Below are 17,552 nucleotides of genomic sequence, written 5' to 3'. Positions count from 1 at the left end.
TATCCCCGGGCACCCCGAGCGCAGGCGTGCCCGCGGCGCCCCCGGAAGATGGCGTATCCCCGGGGACCCCGGATGCGGGGGCCCGGTGCGCCGGTGCATCCACCGGCGCACCGGCGCATCCCGACGGGGCCGGGCCGGGCGCCGGAAGCCACTCATGACGCAGCCGCCGGGCAGGGGCGCAGGGGGCGGCTCGGAGAGCACGTACCGTGCGCTGGCGGGCCTCGTGATGGCCGCGACCGTACGCATCCATCGCCCGGCGCCCGGGTATGCCCCTGACGGATCCGACCGCGGCTTCCTGGGGAGCGGCTTCTTCATCGCCCCGAGCTGGGTCCTCACGTGCGCGCACGTGGCGATGGAGGGGGAGGGGCGTCAGGTGAGCGTGGTGTTCAAGCCGGACCCGGGCAGCGCCGAGACCGCGGTCGAGGGAATCGTGGTCGCCGCCCTGCCCGAGGGCCGTCACGGCGCGGCCGGGCCGGGCGAGGTGCGGGTTCCGACGCCCTCGGGCGGCTGGCCGGCCCCCGACCTCGCGCTCATCCGGCTGCTGAGGCCCGTCGAGCACCCCTGTGTGTACGTCACCGAACGCCCGGCGGGCATGTTCGGCGGCGGCTCGGTCCTCTACACCGGCTGGACCGGCGGCGGCTCGGGGCAGCTGACCCGGTTCAGCGGGCGCTGCCAGGTGATGGGCACCTTCGGCGACTGGGCCGAGGACGACGAACAGATGCGGCTCGACGGCGACCGGATGTACCCGGGCCTGTCCGGCGGACCCGTGGTGGACCTGGCCCGCGGCGAGGTCGTCGGCGTACTCAAGTCGCGGTCCGACGGCACGACCGGCGGGACCTCGATCGGCGTCGAGCGACTGCGCACGCTGCCCGTGCCGCCCGGGGCCGTCGCCACCGAGTCCGACGACCCCTACCAGGCGGTGTTCCACGCCCACGACCGCTACCACGCCGACCGGCACGGCAGCCCGGTCGGCACCGAGCGGACCTGGGCCGATCTCCAGCGCGAACTGGGCGCCGGAGCCGGGCTCGCACTCAGCCCCCAGCAACGCGTCGACCTGCTCGGCCGGCTCGCCGAACTCCCGCCGCCGCTCAGCACCCGCAGCCTCCTCGACCTCCTGGACCGGCTGCCCGACACCCACCCGACCGAGCACCACGCGGCGCCGCGCGGCTGGCGCGACGGACTGGGGACGCTTTACGACGCCCCCGGCGGCGACAGCGCGCTGGAACTGATCCTGCGCTACTGCATGAGCGCCCTCTCCGCCGAACGCCCCTACGTGCTGCCGTCCACCCAGCTCGCCGAGGCCTCCCTGTGGGACTGGGTGAAGCGGATGGCCGAGGACCGGCTCTCCCGCAAGTTCCGCCATGAGCTCGCCGGGCTCCGGCACAACGGCCGACTCACCTCTGACCGCGAGCATCCGCGTATCCCGGCGCCGGTGCTCGAACCCGCCAGGGCCCGCGGCGCACCGTGCGTCCTGCTGCAGTTGGAGCCGCGCGGCTGGGAACGGGACCGCTACGACTGGCGGATCGGCGTCGTCCAGCACGCCGGGGACGTCCTGCCCGTCGCCGAGGACAGCCGGGGCACCGCGCTGGAGGCACTCCCCGCCCGGCTCGCCGGGCCGCTGGCGGAGGCGTTCCGGCGGTGCGACGCACCCGACGACCCCGCGGTGCTCCAGGTCGCCGTACCGCAGTCCCTCATGGACCTGGAGGTCGACGGATGGCACGTGCCGCCCGACGGGCGGCCGCTCGGAGTGCTGCGCCCCGTGGTCATCCGCCGCCTGGACCACCGACCGCGGGCGGCCGACGACGGGCCCGACGAGCGCGAGGCGCGCTGGAACCGGACCATGACGGCCCCGATGCGGGCCGCGGTCGTCGACTGCGAGGACGGAATGCGGGTACCCGTAGCCGTGGTGGCGGAGCTGCGCGGACTGGCGTACGAGACCGTCCCGGTGCTCTGCAGGTACGGGGACCGGCCCGACCCGGAGACCGCGGCCGGTCTCGGACGGGTGCTCGACGGGGGGTTCGGGGTGGCCCTGTGGCGGCGCCGGGCGGCCGAGCCCGCCGCCGTCTGTACGGATTTCCACCGGCGCGCCGCCGGGTCGGTCTCCGGGGCCGGCACGGCCGATCAACTGCCGAAGAAGGTCCATGAATTGAGGCAGGGGGTACGCGCGGGCCGTACGGAGACGTACTGGTCGGACGGCGTCGCCCTCTACTGGGACGATCCGCACCACCCACTGCCCGGCTCCGACCAGTTCCTGGAGGCGCCATGAGGGACGACCGCGCCGACCGGGCCCTTACGGGGCGTACATCGGATCGCTACCGTGATGCACGTTCGACTGCTTCCCCTGGCGGACGAGTGACGACGAGGAACACGCTATGAGTGAACCAGGCGAGTGGCTCATCTACCGAGGGGCCGGCGAACCGCACGAAGGCATCGAGCAGTTGCCGCCCCCGCCGCCGTGGCGGGACTTCGCGGGCCGTGGTGCGTCGGAGCCCGACGAGCACGGCGGGGACGGATCGGCCGATCGTCGCCTCGGGGGCCACCGGCACCTCGCCGAACTCCATCGGCCGGGCGCCGAAGAGCTCGAAATGATCAATGCCGCGCTCTATCTGCGCCGTCCGCTGCTGGTCACCGGCAGCCCGGGTGCCGGAAAGAGCACGCTGGCCCACTCCGTCGCCCATGAGCTGGGGCTCGGCCGGGTCCTGCGCTGGCCCATCGTCAGCCGCTCGACGCTCCAGGACGGGCTCTACCACTATGACGCGATCGCCCGGCTCCAGGACGTGCAGATCGCCGCTCACAGCGCGGCGGCCGGGGTGACCGGCGTCGAATCGGCGGAGAGCGTCGGCAGCTATATCCGGCTCGGGCCGCTGGGCACCGCGCTGCTGCCCTCGGACCGACCGCGCGTACTGCTCATCGACGAGCTCGACAAGAGCGACATCGATCTGCCCAACGACCTGCTCAACGTGCTGGAGGAAGGCGAGTTCGCCATCCCCGAACTGGAACGGATCACCGACCGGCTGCCCGGCGGCGAGGCGGAGGTGCTCGACGACGACGGGAACAAGGTGAAGGTGAGGGGAGGCCGGGTGCAGTGCCGGTCCTTCCCGTTCGTGGTGCTCACCAGCAACGGCGAGCGGGACTTCCCGGCACCCCTGATGCGCCGCTGCATCCACCTGGAGCTCGGCCGCCCCGACCACCAGCGGCTCGCGACCTTCGTCCGCGCGCACCTCGGCGACGAGGCGGCGCGCTCCGGGGACGATCTCATCGCCCACTTCCTGGAACGCTCCCGCAGCGAACTCCTCGCCACCGACCAGCTGTTGAACGCGATCTACCTCACCGACGCCGCCGCGCCGGCCGGCCGCGACCGCCTCGCCGACCTGCTCATCCAGCGACTCGACCGGCCGAGGTGATGAGCTGATGGCCGGTGGCGCGGCACGGCGCGGTCCGGATGGCGGGCCCGGTCCCGACGACGGTCCGGGCGCAGGCGTGGGCCCTCACGGTGGCGAGGCGCCGGGTGAGGCCGCGGAGGATCAGGAGGCCCAGGTTTCGGGACCGGCCTCGGGACCGGCCTCGGCCCCGGGGTCGGCCTCGGCCCCGGGGTCGGCCCCGGCCTCGGGACCGGAAACGGCGTCGGAACCGGCCTCGGGACCGGAACCGGCCTCGGGACCGGAACCGGCCTCGGGACCGGCGCGGCACCCGGGTTCCCTGCCGTCCGGCGGCGGCCTGCTGCCCGCGTTCGTGGCCCGGCTGCGCGAGGCCGGGCTCGACCCCGATGCCGAACAGCTCAGCGACGCTCTCTGGCTGGCCCGCTGGACCCGTCACCCCGACGCGCCGGACGACGAGGGTGACGAGGCCGGGCCGCCGCCCCACTCCGCGCGGGCGCGGGAGAACCGGGAGGCCGAGCGCCCCACCTCGTCGGTGACCGGCCGCGACGAAGCCCCGTCCCTCGTGGCGGACGACGACGAGCCGGTGGAGGAGGAGGGTCTCGGCGGCGACGACCGGCGGATCCATCTCTACCCCGTACCCCGCACGCGGCCGCCCGCCGGTCCCCGTCCGGACGGCTCGGGCGGGCGCGGGCGTGGCACCACCGGGGGAGGGCGGGCGAGGGCGCTCGCCCTCGGAGTGCCCGCCGCCGCTGCCCTGCCCGCGCCGCTCGAACTCCAGCGGGCCCTACGCCCGTTGCAGCGCTACCGCCCGGCGGCTCCCCCGCTGCGCCGCACCCTCGACGAGACGGCGACCGCGGAGCTCAGCGCCCGGTCCGGCGGGATGATCATGCCGGTCTTCCGCGGCGCGTCCCGAGGGGAGGCGCTCGTGCAGTGCGTCATGGACGCCTCGTCCTCGATGCTGGTGTGGGACCGGATGTTCGGAGAAATCCAGCAGATATTCGGCCAGTTGGGCGCCTTCCGGGATGTGCAGGTGCGCTATCTGCACCAAGGGCCCGACGGCGCGGCCGCAGTGAGCCGCAGCCCCGATCCGGCCGCCGCGCCGCTGAACTCCGCGGACCGGCTGAGCGATCCGACCGGCCGCCGTGTGACCGTACTGGTCAGCGACTGCGCAGGTCCGCTCTGGCACAGCGGCCGGGCCCACCGTCTGCTGCACCAGCTGGCCCGACAGGCGCCGACGGCCGTGCTCCAGCCCCTGCCGCAGCGGATGTGGAATCGGACCAGGCTGCCGGTCACCTACGGTTCGCTGTCCCGCGGCGAGGGCCCGGGCGGAGCCGCCGTCCTGAAGGTCACGGAGCATGCCGGTACGGGGCCCGCCGTGCATCCGGGAGCCCTGGCGATTCCCGTACTCCCGCCGGTGGAGGGCGCGTTGGCGGCCTGGGCGAGGCTGCTGTCCGGTACCGGCGCGGGGCAGATCTCCGGAGCCGTCGGCTGGGTGCGGGCCGATCAGCCCGCGGCGGCCGCTCAGCGTCCCGGCGACGGGCTGTCCTCGCTCCAGTTGGTCAGCCGCTTCCGCTCGGCGGCCTCCCCGGTCGCCGGACAGCTGGCCGTCTATCTCGCGGCGGCCCCCTTGTACCTGCCGGTGATGCAGTTGGTGCAGCGCACGATGCTGCCCCATTCGGGGCCGTCCGAACTCGCCGAGGTGCTGCTGAGCGGGCTGCTTTCACGGAGCAAGGCCGAGGACGGAGCCGAGGACGGCGGCCAGTGGTACGAGTTCGCGCCCGGAGTCCGGGAGGCGCTGCTCGGCCCGCTGGGCCGGGACGAGGCGCTGCTCGTGCTCAAGCACTGCTCGCAGTACGTCGAGCAGCGCTTCGGAAAGGGCGGGCCGAACTTCCCCGCCCTGGCCTTCGCCCAGCTCGGCGAGGGCCGGTACGGCTCGTCGCGGGCCACCCACACCACGGACACGATGGGGAACGGCGCGCCCGACGGGGAGTTCGAAGAGGGTGACGAGAACGGGGAGGGCGGCACAAGCGGCGGGTCGCACGTCCCCCACCCCTTCGCCGAGGTCGCGGTCCGCGTACTGGAGCGATTCATGCCCCTGCCCGAGCAGTTCGTGAGGGAGAGCGGCCGGGACGCCCACCGAGGCTCCGTCCAGACACCGAACGCGGCGGTGGAGAGCGCCCGTGTCCTGGTACGGCACTTCGAATCGGACAGCATGGTGCAGTACCTGATCGACGCCGTGCAGCTGCTGCGGGGAGCCACGGAGCGTGAGGAAGCGCCGGGCACCGACCCCGAGCTGTGGGCGGAGTACTCGCGTTGCGTCCTGCGGCTGTGGGAGGTGCAGGGGGACGCCGAGCTGCTCCGCGAGGCGGAGTACGCCGCCGAACGGGCCGTCGCGCACCCCGGAGCGGTGCGCGAACGCGCCGTGCTGGCCAAGGTGCTGCACGCCGCGGCGGACGACCGGCGGCGGCGCGGCGACCGGCGCGGCGCGCTGGAACTGCTGCGCCGCGCCGACCGCGAGTACACGGCAGCCTGCTCTGACCCCGGTCTGGAACCGGCCGAGGCACTCCGGCTCACCCTGGAGCGGGTCCGGGCCCTGGAGGCGCAGTGGCGGCTCGACGGCGACACCGCTCTGCTGCAGGCCGCGTACGGCATGCTGGAGGCGTTCGCCGACGTCTGGCCCGACCAGGAGAACCGGCCCACCGCCCTGCCGCTGGCCCACGGCCGCACCCTGCTGAAACTGGCCGGGGCCACCGTCGACACCGAACAGTCCCGGGTGTACGCCGGTCAGGCGGCACGCTCCTTGCGGACGGCGTTCGAACAGAGCGGCGGCCGGCACACCATGGGAACCGAGATACGCATCCTGCTGGACTTGGTGGACGCCCTGCTCGGCTCGGGCGAGGAACCGGACGAGGCCGCGACGCTGATCGAGCAGGCCCTGGAGACGGTGCGGGAGCAGCGGCAGCGCGCCCTGCTGCAGACCCGCGCGGGCCGAGTCCGCGTCGCGCGCTACGAGCACACCGGCAACCCGGAGGCTCTCGTCGAGGCGGCCGACTGGTTCGCCCGCGCCGCGCGCGGCGTCCCGCGCGACTCGCAGGCCCACGCCGATCTGCTCGCCGAGTGGGGTGGCACGCTGCTGCGCCGCGCCCGACTGCCCGACGGCCGCGCGTACATCGGTGCCGCGGTACGGGTGTTGCGGGACTGCCGTACGGAGACCGCGACGGGGGGTACCCGCCAGGCCGAGCGGCTGCTGATGCTGGGGCGGGCGCTGATGCTGCGGCACCGCGCCACCGAGGACCGGGTCGACCTGCGGGAGGCCGAGCATCTCTTCGGGCTCGCCGCCCAGGAGGCCACCGACCCGCTGACCTCGGCGCGCTGCTGGCTGGAACTGGGCCTGTCCCACCTGGACGCCTCCCGGGTGCTGCGCCGCCCCGCCCGGCTCGACGAGGCGGCCGAGGCGTTCCGGTTCGCCGCCGAGGCGGCCCGCACGGCAGAAGCGGAGTTGGACGGTCCGCAACAGCGCCAAGAAGCAGTCGAGTTGGGTGCTACAGCCAACCATTGGCGGGGTATGACCTACGAAAGGGCGGGACGCCCTCGGGCCGCACGCGAGGCGTACCGGGCGGCCCGTCAGGAATGGCGCAAACTGCCGGACGGCGGCGGCGCGGCGGGCGAGTCGACCGCCGAGCGGCTGGCGGAGCTGGAGCGCTGACTGTTCGACGGAGAGCATTCGGCGATCTGACGTCGGGGTGATGCGCGCCGTGTGCGACCGGCGTACGGCCGACGCCGGTCGGCGGCGCCCCCAGTCAGGCGTATGCCTGGCTGAGCGGGGCATCGGTACAGGAGCGACGGGTGTCCACGGCCCGCATCGACGCCATGGGCGGGCGTGCGGGCACCTTTCGTGGAGCGGCAGGGGCGAACGCGGCGCGGGCGCCGGTGCCGTGCGAGCAGGGACACGCGTGTCAGGGACGCGGGCTCGACGGGATGCGCTCAAGGGCGAGCACATCACGGGCGGCTCGATGCGGCGGTTACGGGGAGACATGATGAGCGAGTCGATACGCGACGGCGGGCCGGACGAGGGACCGCCCAACGGGCCGGATGCACTGCCGGATCTGCTGGAGCTCGATCTGGAGGCCCTGCGGACACTGAACCACCCGGTGCTCTGCGAAGTGGTCGCGGACCTGCGCGGCCGGGCCGAACAGCCGCGGGAGATGTTGTGGGGATTCACCAACGCCTTCTGAGCCGGGTCGCCGGGCCGCCTCGCCGGAAGAGGCCGCACGATTTCGGTCCGGGGCCCGGTTGAACAGGACATCGTGGTCCGGGACCGGTTTGCCCGCACGGCAGACCAGGGATACTCGCCACGGGCCGACAACGGGGGCCGACCCCGGAGACGTGCAGCACGGGGGTGCCGGAGTGTCTCGACAGGCGACGCCGCGCACGCCCCGGCGCCCGGGGCCCCACGCCGACGGCCGGACCCCGCTGCCCTTCGGCCAGTTCATCGTCAAGGTACACGGCCGCTGCAATCTCGCCTGCCGCTACTGCTACCTCTACGAGGGCCCGGACCGGACCTGGCGTGATCGCCCGGCCGCCGCCGCACCCGCCGTTCTGGACCGCGCGGCGGAGCGGATCGCCGAACACGCGGCGGCCCACGGACTGAGCGGCGCGGCCCTCGTCCTGCACGGCGGCGAACCCCTCCTGGCGGGCGTCGACCGGCTGACCGCCCTCTCCGACCGGGTCCGCGACCTGGTGCCCGCGGGCTGCACCGTCCACGCCACCGTGCAGACCAACGGCACCCTGCTCAACGATGCGCGCGTCGCCGCTCTCGCCCGGCACGGCATACGCGTCGGCATCAGCCTCGACGGCGGCCTGGCCGCCCACAACACCCGGCGCACCGACCGCGCCGGACGCCCCTCCTGGCCCGCCGCCTCGCGCGGCGCCCGGCTCCTGGCCGACCGGTACCCCGGCGTGTACGGCGGCGTCCTCACCGTCGTCGACCCCCGGACCGACCCGATCGAGACGTACGAGTCGTTGCTCGCCCTGCGTCCGCCGGCCCTGGACCTGCTGCTGCCGCACGGCAACTGGACGAACCCCCCGCCGGGACTGCCCGTCGCGGGGGCGACCCCCGCAGGGCCGGGATCGGGCCGCCCGACCCCGTACGGCGACTGGCTCACCACCGTCTTCGACCGCTGGTGGCGGGCCGGACGCCGGGAGACCCGGGTGCGGCTCTTCGAGGAGTGCCTCGCCCTGCTGCTGGGTCTGCCCGCCGCCACCGAATCGCTCGGCCTCGACCCCGTCAACGCCATCGTCGTCGAGACCGACGGGACGATCGAACAGGTGGACTCCCTCAAGTCCGCCTATGACACGGCCGCCGCCACCGGGCTCGACATCTTCCGCCACACCTTCGACGACGCCCTGCGCCACCCCGGCGTCGCCGCCCGTCAGGCAGGCGCCGACGCGCTCGCCGGCGCCTGCCGCGCCTGTCCGCTGCTGACCGTCTGCGGTGGCGGCCACTACGCACACCGCTACCACGCGGCCCACGGCTTCACCAACCCGTCGGTCTACTGCGCCGATCTCGAACGGCTGGTACGCCACATCGCGGGCCGGTTGTCCGACGCGACCGCAGGAGAACACCGATGATCCCCCCACTCCCGGACCACGCGCTCCACGAACTCGGCCGCACCGAGGGCGGGGCCGACACCCTCCACCTGCTCGTACGCGACCAGGACACCCGACGGCTCCTCCTCCTGCGTGCCGTGCTCGACGCGGCCGAGGCGGCCCCCACGACCGTCCGCCCGCCCCGGCTGCTCGACCGGATCCGTCAGGACTGGGCTCTGCTGGAGACGGCGGAACGCGCCGACCGGGCCGCCGTGCGCACCGTCCTGCTCCACCCCCTCGTCGGCCCCTGGGCGCAGCGCTGCCTGCGCGGCCTCGCCGGTGCCGGTTCCCGAGCCGAACTCCGCGCGGACCTGCACCACTTGAGCGCTCTTGCGGCCGCGGCAGCGATCCGTGCCGGAACCGAGTTCACGGCCCGCCTCGCCGCTCACGGCGGACTGCTGTCCCTGCCCACTCTGGGCGCCCTGCGCACGGCGTCCGGCCCGGTCGACATCGCCTTCCGCGGCGGAGACCTGACGATGCGTGCGGTCGCGGGCGGGCCGCCCCTGACCGCACACGCGCAACCGGACGGAACGACTTCCTCGGCCGACCCGCGCTGGCTGCCCGTGTTCGCCCTGCCCGCCGTGCCCGGCGGCGTCGGAACCGTACCCCTGGACGACGTCGATCCGTACCGCACCGACGGGGCCGGGCTCCGGCGCCACGGACTGAGCGCCGCCACCCACATCGACGACCACGAGCGCAAGGCCTGGGCCGAGTCCTGGTCCGGGGTGGGGCCCCTGCTCCGTATCGGCGGCGCACACCGTCTCACCGAAGCGGTCGTCCTGCTGCGCTGCCTGGTGCCGCTCGGCCCGCCCCCCGGCTCCGGGCCCGTCGGAGAGGGCGCGGCGCACTGCAGCGGCACCAGGCGCGAGGCGTTCGGCGCCGTCCTCAGCAGCAGACCGGCCACCCCCGCCTACTTCGTCTCGACCCTCGTCCATGAACTCCAGCACACCAAACTGGCCGCCCTCGGCTCCCTCGCACCGCTGCACCACGAGGACGCCGCACCGCGTCACTTCGCTCCCTGGCGCTCCGACCCGCGCCCCTTCGACGGCCTTCTCCAGGGCGCCTACTCGCACCTCGCGCTCGCCGACTACTGGCAGCGGTTCGCGCTCGCCGCGCAGCGTGTCACCCACCGCGACCTGGCGTGGGCCGAGCATGCCCGCTGCCGCGAACAGGTCGGTGCCGTGCTGCCCGTGCTGGCGGGATCGGCGGCACTGACCCATGAAGGCCGGGTACTGGTCAACGAGATGATCACGCTCTACCACCGTCTGGACGATTGTCCGCCCCCGACGGGTCATCTCGCGCGGGCGCAGGCGTACGTGGCCACCACCAAGGTGATATGGCAGCAGAGGAACGGCTCGCGAACACAGTGAACAGCCCCCGCGACACCGGCTGGAGCGACCATGCTCCGGTGTATGTTGAAAGAGCTCGCATCGAGGCAGGGAGACGGTTGAATGCCCGGAACGCGTAAGCAAGTTGGAGCAACCGGGACGCAGACCGTCACCATCAGTTCCGCCGGTTTCAACCGCGCCTGGGCGGCGTGGATCGCGGACCGTCTGGAGCGGCGTGGAGTGACGGTGGTCCAGCAGCGCTGGGACCCCCCGGTGGAGATCCCGCTGGAGGAGTCCCTGCGGGACCTGACCCTGTCCCGAGGCCAGGTTCTGGTGATCCTCAGCGACTGGTACTTCCAGCTCGGACCCCGTAGCCACGACGAGTGGAACAGGGCTCTGCGCGAGGTCGTCGCCCCTGATCCCGACCGCTTCGCCGCCGTCTCCGTCACCACCTCCGCGCTGCCCGGGGCCACCTCCGTCCTCGGCGCGGCCGACTTGACCAACGTCGGTGCCGACGAGGCCGAGCGGCGGCTACTGACCCGCCTGGGCCTGCCCACGGACCCGCTGCCCGCCTCCGCCGAGACCCGGCCGGGCCCCCGCTACCCGGCCGACACCCCCGAGGTGTGGGGCGGGGTACCGCGCCGCAACACCCGGTTCACCGGGCGTGAGGAACTGCTCAACAAGGCGTACCGGGCCGTCCAGGACGCCGGCCCCGGCGCCGGGGTCGTGACCCTGTACGGCATGTCCGGCGTCGGCAAGACCCAGTTGGCCGCGGAGTACGTCTACCGCTTCGGTTCCGAGTACGACGTGGTCTGGTGGGTGCCCGCCGACCGGCGCGCGCTCTACCGCCAGAGGCTCGCCGAACTCGCCCCCGAACTGGGCCTGTCCACCGGCGTCGAGTACGGCGAGCGGCTGCGCGCGGTACGGGACGCGCTGCGCCGCGGCGAACCGCACTCCCACTGGCTCCTCGTCCTCGACGGTGCCGACGAGCCCGAACACATCTGGGACCTCGTGCCGACCGGTCCCGGGCACGTCCTCATCACCTCGCGCAACCCGGAGTGGGGCGAGCACAACAGCAACCTCGTCGAGGTACCCGTCTACAGCCGGGACGAGTCGGTCGCCTTCATCCGGCGCCGCGCCCCGCGCCTGACCCCCGCCGAGGCGGACCGGCTCGCCGACACGCTCGAAGACCTCCCGCTGCTCCTCGACCAGACCGCGGGCTGGCTGAACGACTCCGACCTGTCGGTCGAGGAGTACATCGAACTCCTCGAAGGCGGCATCGACCAGGACGTCGTCAAGGTCTCCGCGGACTTTCCGCTCGCCTTCCAGACCGCCTGGTCGATACTGCTGAACAAGCTCAAGGACACCGTCCCCGAGTCCGTCGACCTGCTCCGACTGTGCAGTTTCTTCGCACCCGGCTCCATCCCCGTGCGGCTGCTGAAGGAAATGCCCGCCGGTGAGCTGCCGGAACAGGTCTCCGGCCTGATGAACGACCCGCTGCTGTGGAACAAGGCGATCGGCCAGCTCCGTCAGTACTCCGTGGTCCGGCTGGAGTCCCACGAATCGGCCGTCGACGAGGCGTCGTCCGGCGAATCGCTCTACATGCACCGCATGGTCCACCAGATCGTCGGCCACGACATGACGGAACGGGACCGCCAGGAGTTCATCGACGTGGTCCGCCGGGCTCTCGCGGCCGCGGACCCCGGCAGGCCCACCGACACCCGGCTGTGGCCCGCCTACGCCGAGATCACCCCGCACCTGAAATGGGCCGACGTGCTCAAGAGCACCGACCCGGCGGTGCAGACCCTGGTGCTCAACTGCCTGCGCTACATGTACCTCTCCGGGGAGTACCGGGCCGGCATCAAGCTGGGTGAACGCGCCATGAAGGCCTGGCGGGAGCTGCTGGGCGAGGATCACGCCAGGATCTGGGACCTCAGCTACCACTACGCCAACCTGCTGCGGGCCGTCGGTGACTACGCCGGCACGGAAGCGATCGAACGCGCCGCCGTGGACCATCTGCGTACCGAGCGCGGCGTACAGGACCTGGAGCACCTGCGCGCCGCCGGAGGCCTCGCCGCCGACCTGCGGGGCCTCGGCCGGTACGACGAGGCACTGGAGATGTCCGGCTGGGTCCTCGCCGCCTACCGTGAACTGCTGGGCGACCAGGACTCACGCACGCTCAACGCCCAGAACAACCTGGCCGTTTCGCTGCGGCTGCTCGGCCGGTACGAGGAGTCGCTGGAGCTCAACCAGCGAACCCTGGAAGCCCGTCGGCAGTTCTTGGGCCAGCGTCACAACTGGACCCTGTCCTCCCAGACCAGCTACGCCATCGACCTGCGCCTGCTCGGCCGCTACGGCGACGCGCTGTCGCTCCAGAACCAGAGCGTCCGGGTGCACCGGCTGGTCATGGGCCACGACAATCCGCAGACCCTGGGAGCCGAATACAACCTCGCACTGTGCCACTACCGCTCGGGAGAGCGCGCCACGGCCTCGGCCCTGTTCACCCGGGTGCTGGAGCGATGCGAACGGGTGCTGGGCGAGGACGATCCGCTGACCATGATGTTCGCGGCCGGCCAGAGCTGCTTCGCCCGCGAGCACGCGGACATCGACCAGGCCAGGGGCATAAGCGAGAAGGTCGTCGACGGCTATGTGCACATGCTCGGCGAGGACCACCCCTTCGTGGCGGGAACCCGGGCCAACCACGCCCTGATCCTGCGCAACGTGGGCGAGCGGGACCACGCCCACGCACTGCTGGAAGGGGCCCTCGCCGCGTTGACACAGGCGGTTGGCGAGTACCACCCCTGGACCCTGGGGTGTGCCATCAACGCCTCGGCGCTGCGCAACCTGGTGGGAGACCCGGAATCCGCGGCCACGCTGACGGACTCGGTCATCGCCAGAGCCACCGAGACCCTCGGCCGGACCCACCCGTTGACCCTCTCCGCCCGGGTCGCGCACGCCGCGGACCTGCGCGGCGTCCGGGAGCGGCAGCGGGCCGAGAAGGTCGAGAACGAGGCGCTGGGCGACCTGGCGACCACCCTCGGCGCCCAGCACGTCCATACGGTCTCGGCCCGTTCGCGCAACCGCCCGTACTGGGACTTCGAGCCACCGATCGTCTGAGAAGAGGCGCTGCCCGCGCACCGGCAGCACCCCGCACGGCGTCGGCCAAGACCGAAGGGCCCGGCCCCGCGAACAACTCGCGGGACCGGGCCCTGGTGCGTACAGCAGCGGGTCAGGCGTCGAAGACCTCGGCGACCAGCTGGGCCTGCTCGGCCTGGTGGCGCTTGGCGGAGCCCACCGCCGGGGACGAGCTGTGCGGCCGCGAGATGCGGCGCAGACGCTCACCGTGCGGGACGTCGGCGCCGACGGCCAGGTCCAGGTGGTCGATCAGGTTCAGGGCGATGAACGGCCAGGCGCCCTGGTTGGCCGGCTCCTCCTGGGTCCAGAGGTACTTCTCGGCGTTCGGGTACTTGGCGATCTCGGCCTGCAGCTCGGCACCCGGCAGCGGGTACAGCCGCTCCAGACGGATGATCGCGGTGTCCGTGACGCCACGCTTCGTGCGCTCGGCCTCCAGGTCGTAGTAGACCTTGCCGGAGCAGAAGACGACCTTGCGGACGTCGTCCGCGTTCACCGAGTCGTCGCCGATCACCGGACGGAAGCCGCCGGTGGTGAACTCCTCCACCTTCGACGCGGCCGCCTTGAGGCGGAGCATCGACTTCGGGGTGAAGACGATCAGCGGCTTGTGGTGCGGGTTGTGCACCTGCCACCGCAGGAGGTGGAAGTAGTTCGACGGCAGGGTCGGCATGGCGACCGTCATGTTGTTCTGCGCGCAGAGCGTGAGGAAGCGCTCCGGGCGGGCGGACGAGTGGTCCGGGCCCTGGCCCTCGTAGCCGTGCGGCAGCAGCAGCGTGACGCCGGAGGTCTGACCCCACTTCTGCTCGGCCGAGGAGATGAACTCGTCGACGACGGTCTGCGCGCCGTTGACGAAGTCACCGAACTGGGCCTCCCAGATGACCAGCGACTCCGGACGGGCCAGCGAGTAGCCGTACTCGAAGCCCATCGCCGCGTACTCGCTGAGCAGCGAGTCGTAGACGTTGTAACGGGCCTGCTCGTCGGAGAGGTAGAGCAGCGGGGTGTAGTCCTCGCCGGTCACCTGATCGACGAGGACCGCGTGGCGCTGGCCGAAGGTGCCGCGGCGGGTGTCCTGACCGGCGAGCCGGACCGGGGTGCCCTCCATCAGCAGCGAACCGATGGCCAGGGTCTCGCCCATGCCCCAGTCGATCGTGCCGTTCTCCACCGAGGCCGCGCGACGCTGCATCTGCGGCATCAGACGGGGGTGGACGGTGATCCGGTCGGGGATGTTGACCTGGGACTCCGCGATGACCTTCACGACCTCCTGGGAGACCGCGGTGGTCACGGCGACCGGGAACTCGGGCTGGACCTCGGGGGTCTGCGTCGGAGCCGGCAGCGAGGTGGCCTCGCGGACCTCCGCGAAGACCTTCTCCAGCTGGCCCTGGAAGTCCTGGAGCGCCTGCTCGGCCTCTTCCAGCGTGATGTCGCCGCGACCGATGAGGGACTCGGTGTAGAGCTTACGCACCGAGCGCTTCTTGTCGATCAGGGTGTACATCTGCGGGTTGGTGAACTCCGGATTGTCGCCCTCGTTGTGACCGCGGCGGCGGTAGCAGATGAGGTCGATCACGACGTCCTTGTTGAACGCCTGCCGGAACTCGAAGGCCAGCCGGGCGACCCGGACGACGGCCTCGGGGTCGTCACCGTTGACGTGGATGATCGGCGCCTCGATCATGCGCGCCACGTCGGTGGCGTACATCGAGGAGCGCGAGGACTCCGGGGCGGCGGTGAAGCCGACCTGGTTGTTGATCACCACGTGCACGGTGCCGCCGGTGCGGTAGCCGCGCAGCTGCGACATGTTGAGCGTCTCGGCGACGACGCCCTGGCCCGCGAAGGCCGCGTCGCCGTGGAGCGCGACCGGCAGGACCGTGAAGTCCGTGCCGCCCTTGTTGATGATGTCCTGCTTGGCGCGGGCGATGCCCTCCAGGACCGGGTCGACCGCCTCCAGGTGCGAGGGGTTGGCGGCCAGCGAGACCTTGATCTGCTCGCCGTCCAGGCCGGTGAAGGTGCCCTCGGCGCCCAGGTGGTACTTCACGTCGCCGGAGCCGTGCATCGACCGGGGGTCGAGGTTGCCCTCGAACTCGCGGAAGATCTGCGCGTACGACTTGCCGACGATGTTCGCCAGCACATTCAGGCGGCCGCGGTGGGCCATGCCGATGACGACCTCGTCGAGGCGGGCCTCCGCCGCGGAGTCGATGACCGCGTCGAGCAGCGGGATGACGGACTCGCCGCCCTCCAGCGAGAACCGCTTCTGACCGACGTACTTGGTCTGCAGGAACGTCTCGAATGCCTCGGCGGCGTTGAGGCGGCGCAGGATGCGCAGCTGCTCCTCGCGCTCGGGCTGCTGGGCGCGCGGGCGCTCCACCCGGTCCTGGAGCCACTTGCGCTGTTTCGGGTCCTGGATGTGCATGAACTCGATGCCGGTGGTGCGGCAGTACGACTCACGCAGCACACCGAGGATGTCGCGGAGCTTCATCATCGACTTGCCGGCGAAACCGCCGACCGCGAAGTCCCGCTCCAGGTCCCACAGTGTGAGGCCGTGCTCGGTGATGTCGAGGTCGGGGTGCTTGCGCTGGCGGTACTCCAGCGGGTCGGTGTCGGCCATGACATGGCCGCGGACCCGGTAGGAGTGGATCAGCTCGAAGACCCGCGCGGCCTTGGTCACGTCGTTGTCGTGCGAGGCGTCGATGTCCGTGAGCCAGCGGACCGGCTCGTACGGGATGCGCAGCGACTTGAAGATCTCGTCGTAGAACTCGTTCTCGCCGAGCAGGAGCTGGGCGACGATCCGCAGGAACTCGCCGGAGGCGGCGCCCTGGATCACCCGGTGGTCGTACGTCGAGGTCAGCGTCATGACCTTGGAGATGCCCAGCTTGTTCAGGGTGTCCTGGGAGGTGCCCTGGAACTCGGCCGGGTAGTCCATCGCGCCGACGCCCATGATGAGGCCCTGTCCGGGCATCAGGCGGGGCACCGAGTGCACGGTGCCGATGCCGCCGGGGTTGGTCAGCGAGGCGGTGACTCCGGTGAAGTCGTCCATGCCGAGCTTGCCGTTGCGGGCGCGGCGGACGATGTCCTCGTACGCCTGCCAGAACTCGAAGAAGTTGAGCGTCTCGGCCTTCTTGATGGCCGCGACGACCAGCTGGCGGTCGCCGTTCGGCTTGACCAGGTCGATGGCCAGACCGAGGTTGACGTGGTCCGGCTTGACCAGGGTCGGCTTGCCGTCCTTCAGCGCGAAGGAGTGGTTCATCGCAGGCATGGCCTTGAGGGCCTGCACCATCGCGTACCCGATGAGGTGCGTGAAGGAGATCTTCCCGCCCCGGGCGCGCTTGAGGTGATTGTTGATGACGATGCGGTTGTCGAAGAGCAGCTTCACCGGAACGGCGCGGACGGACGTGGCCGTCGGCAGCTCCAGCGAGGCGTTCATGTTCTTCGCGACGGCGGCCGACGGGCCGCGCAGCGTCACGTACTCGGGGCCGGCCGGGGCCTCGGTGGCCGGCGCCGCCGCGGGCTTGGCCGGGGTTTCGGCGGCCTTCGCGGCCGGGGCCGGCGCGGCCTTCGCCGGGGCTGCGGGAGCAGCGGCGGCGGGAGCGGCCTGTGCGGGCGCCGGGGCCGCGGGCGCGGGGGTCTTCGCGGCCGGAGCCGGGACCTGCGCCGGGGCGGCCTGGGGCGCGGCTGCCGGTGCTGCGGCGGCCGGGGTCACCGCAGCCCCTGCGGCTGCGGCGCCGGGAACGGGCTTGTCCGCCGTGCCGGACGTACCCGGCTTGTAGTCGGCGAAGAAGTCCCACCAGGCGCGATCGACCGAATTGGGATCCTGGAGGTACTGCTGGTAGATCTCGTCGACGAGCCACTCATTGGGGCCGAACGCCGCGGCCGGGTCGGAACCCGGGCCGGCTTGGTCGGTCGAGATGCTCGAGTTACTGGGGGACTGAGACGACACGGCGGCAACCGCCCTCTTCCGCTTCACAAGGTGATGGACAGCGGAAATCAAGGCTACGCCTCCCCAGCCGTTCCACGCAGGCCGGGCCGCTCTTCGTCGCGCAAGTCACATCGGAAGGCGGGTTTCGGCGCAGGA

The 17,552-nt window shown here is 72.3% G+C and carries 8 protein-coding genes; 7 read left to right on the top strand and 1 reads right to left on the bottom strand.

What is annotated here, in order from left to right:
• Positions 1-154 precede the first annotated feature (154 nt).
• From ABZ826_RS02270 to fxsT, 7 genes are all read left to right on the top strand, one after another.
• The gene (locus ABZ826_RS02270; RefSeq protein ID WP_361440861.1) at positions 155-2,266 is read left to right on the top strand and encodes a trypsin-like peptidase domain-containing protein; all 2,112 of its coding nucleotides are present in this window, start codon (positions 155-157) and stop codon (positions 2,264-2,266) included.
• Positions 2,267-2,372: 106 nt separating this feature from the next.
• The gene (locus tag ABZ826_RS02265) at positions 2,373-3,404 is read left to right on the top strand and encodes a MoxR family ATPase (protein ID WP_361440858.1); all 1,032 of its coding nucleotides are present in this window, start codon (positions 2,373-2,375) and stop codon (positions 3,402-3,404) included.
• A gap of 328 nt (positions 3,405-3,732) precedes the next feature.
• Positions 3,733-7,086, top strand: a complete 3,354-nt coding sequence (locus tag ABZ826_RS02260) for an SAV_2336 N-terminal domain-related protein (protein ID WP_361440855.1) — start codon at positions 3,733-3,735, stop codon at positions 7,084-7,086.
• 331 nt (positions 7,087-7,417) lie between these two features.
• Positions 7,418-7,615, top strand: a complete 198-nt coding sequence (gene fxsA, locus ABZ826_RS02255; RefSeq protein ID WP_361440852.1) for an FxSxx-COOH cyclophane-containing RiPP peptide — start codon at positions 7,418-7,420, stop codon at positions 7,613-7,615.
• 238 nt (positions 7,616-7,853) lie between these two features.
• Entirely contained in the window at positions 7,854-9,011 is a 1,158-nt protein-coding gene (locus tag ABZ826_RS02250; RefSeq protein WP_361441141.1) for an FxsB family cyclophane-forming radical SAM/SPASM peptide maturase, read from the top strand.
• Entirely contained in the window at positions 9,008-10,399 is a 1,392-nt protein-coding gene (locus ABZ826_RS02245) for an HEXXH motif-containing putative peptide modification protein (RefSeq protein ID WP_361440849.1), read from the top strand. Before ABZ826_RS02250 ends, ABZ826_RS02245 begins: the two co-directional genes overlap by 4 nt.
• 81 nt (positions 10,400-10,480) lie before the next feature.
• A complete protein-coding gene (fxsT, locus tag ABZ826_RS02240; protein ID WP_361440846.1) occupies positions 10,481-13,474 on the top strand; it encodes an FxSxx-COOH system tetratricopeptide repeat protein in 2,994 nt (997 codons plus the stop codon).
• Positions 13,475-13,586: 112 nt separating this feature from the next.
• Here the strand turns inward: fxsT and ABZ826_RS02235 are convergent, their stop codons facing one another.
• Complete coding sequence (locus ABZ826_RS02235) at positions 13,587-17,417, bottom strand: multifunctional oxoglutarate decarboxylase/oxoglutarate dehydrogenase thiamine pyrophosphate-binding subunit/dihydrolipoyllysine-residue succinyltransferase subunit (protein WP_361440843.1); 3,831 nt, start codon at positions 17,415-17,417, stop codon at positions 13,587-13,589.
• Positions 17,418-17,552 lie beyond the last annotated feature (135 nt).

Source organism: Streptomyces sp. NPDC047515 (genome assembly GCF_040643055.1).
Lineage (GTDB): Bacteria > Actinomycetota > Actinomycetes > Streptomycetales > Streptomycetaceae > Streptomyces.
This window is presented reverse-complemented; position numbering and strand designations above follow the sequence as displayed.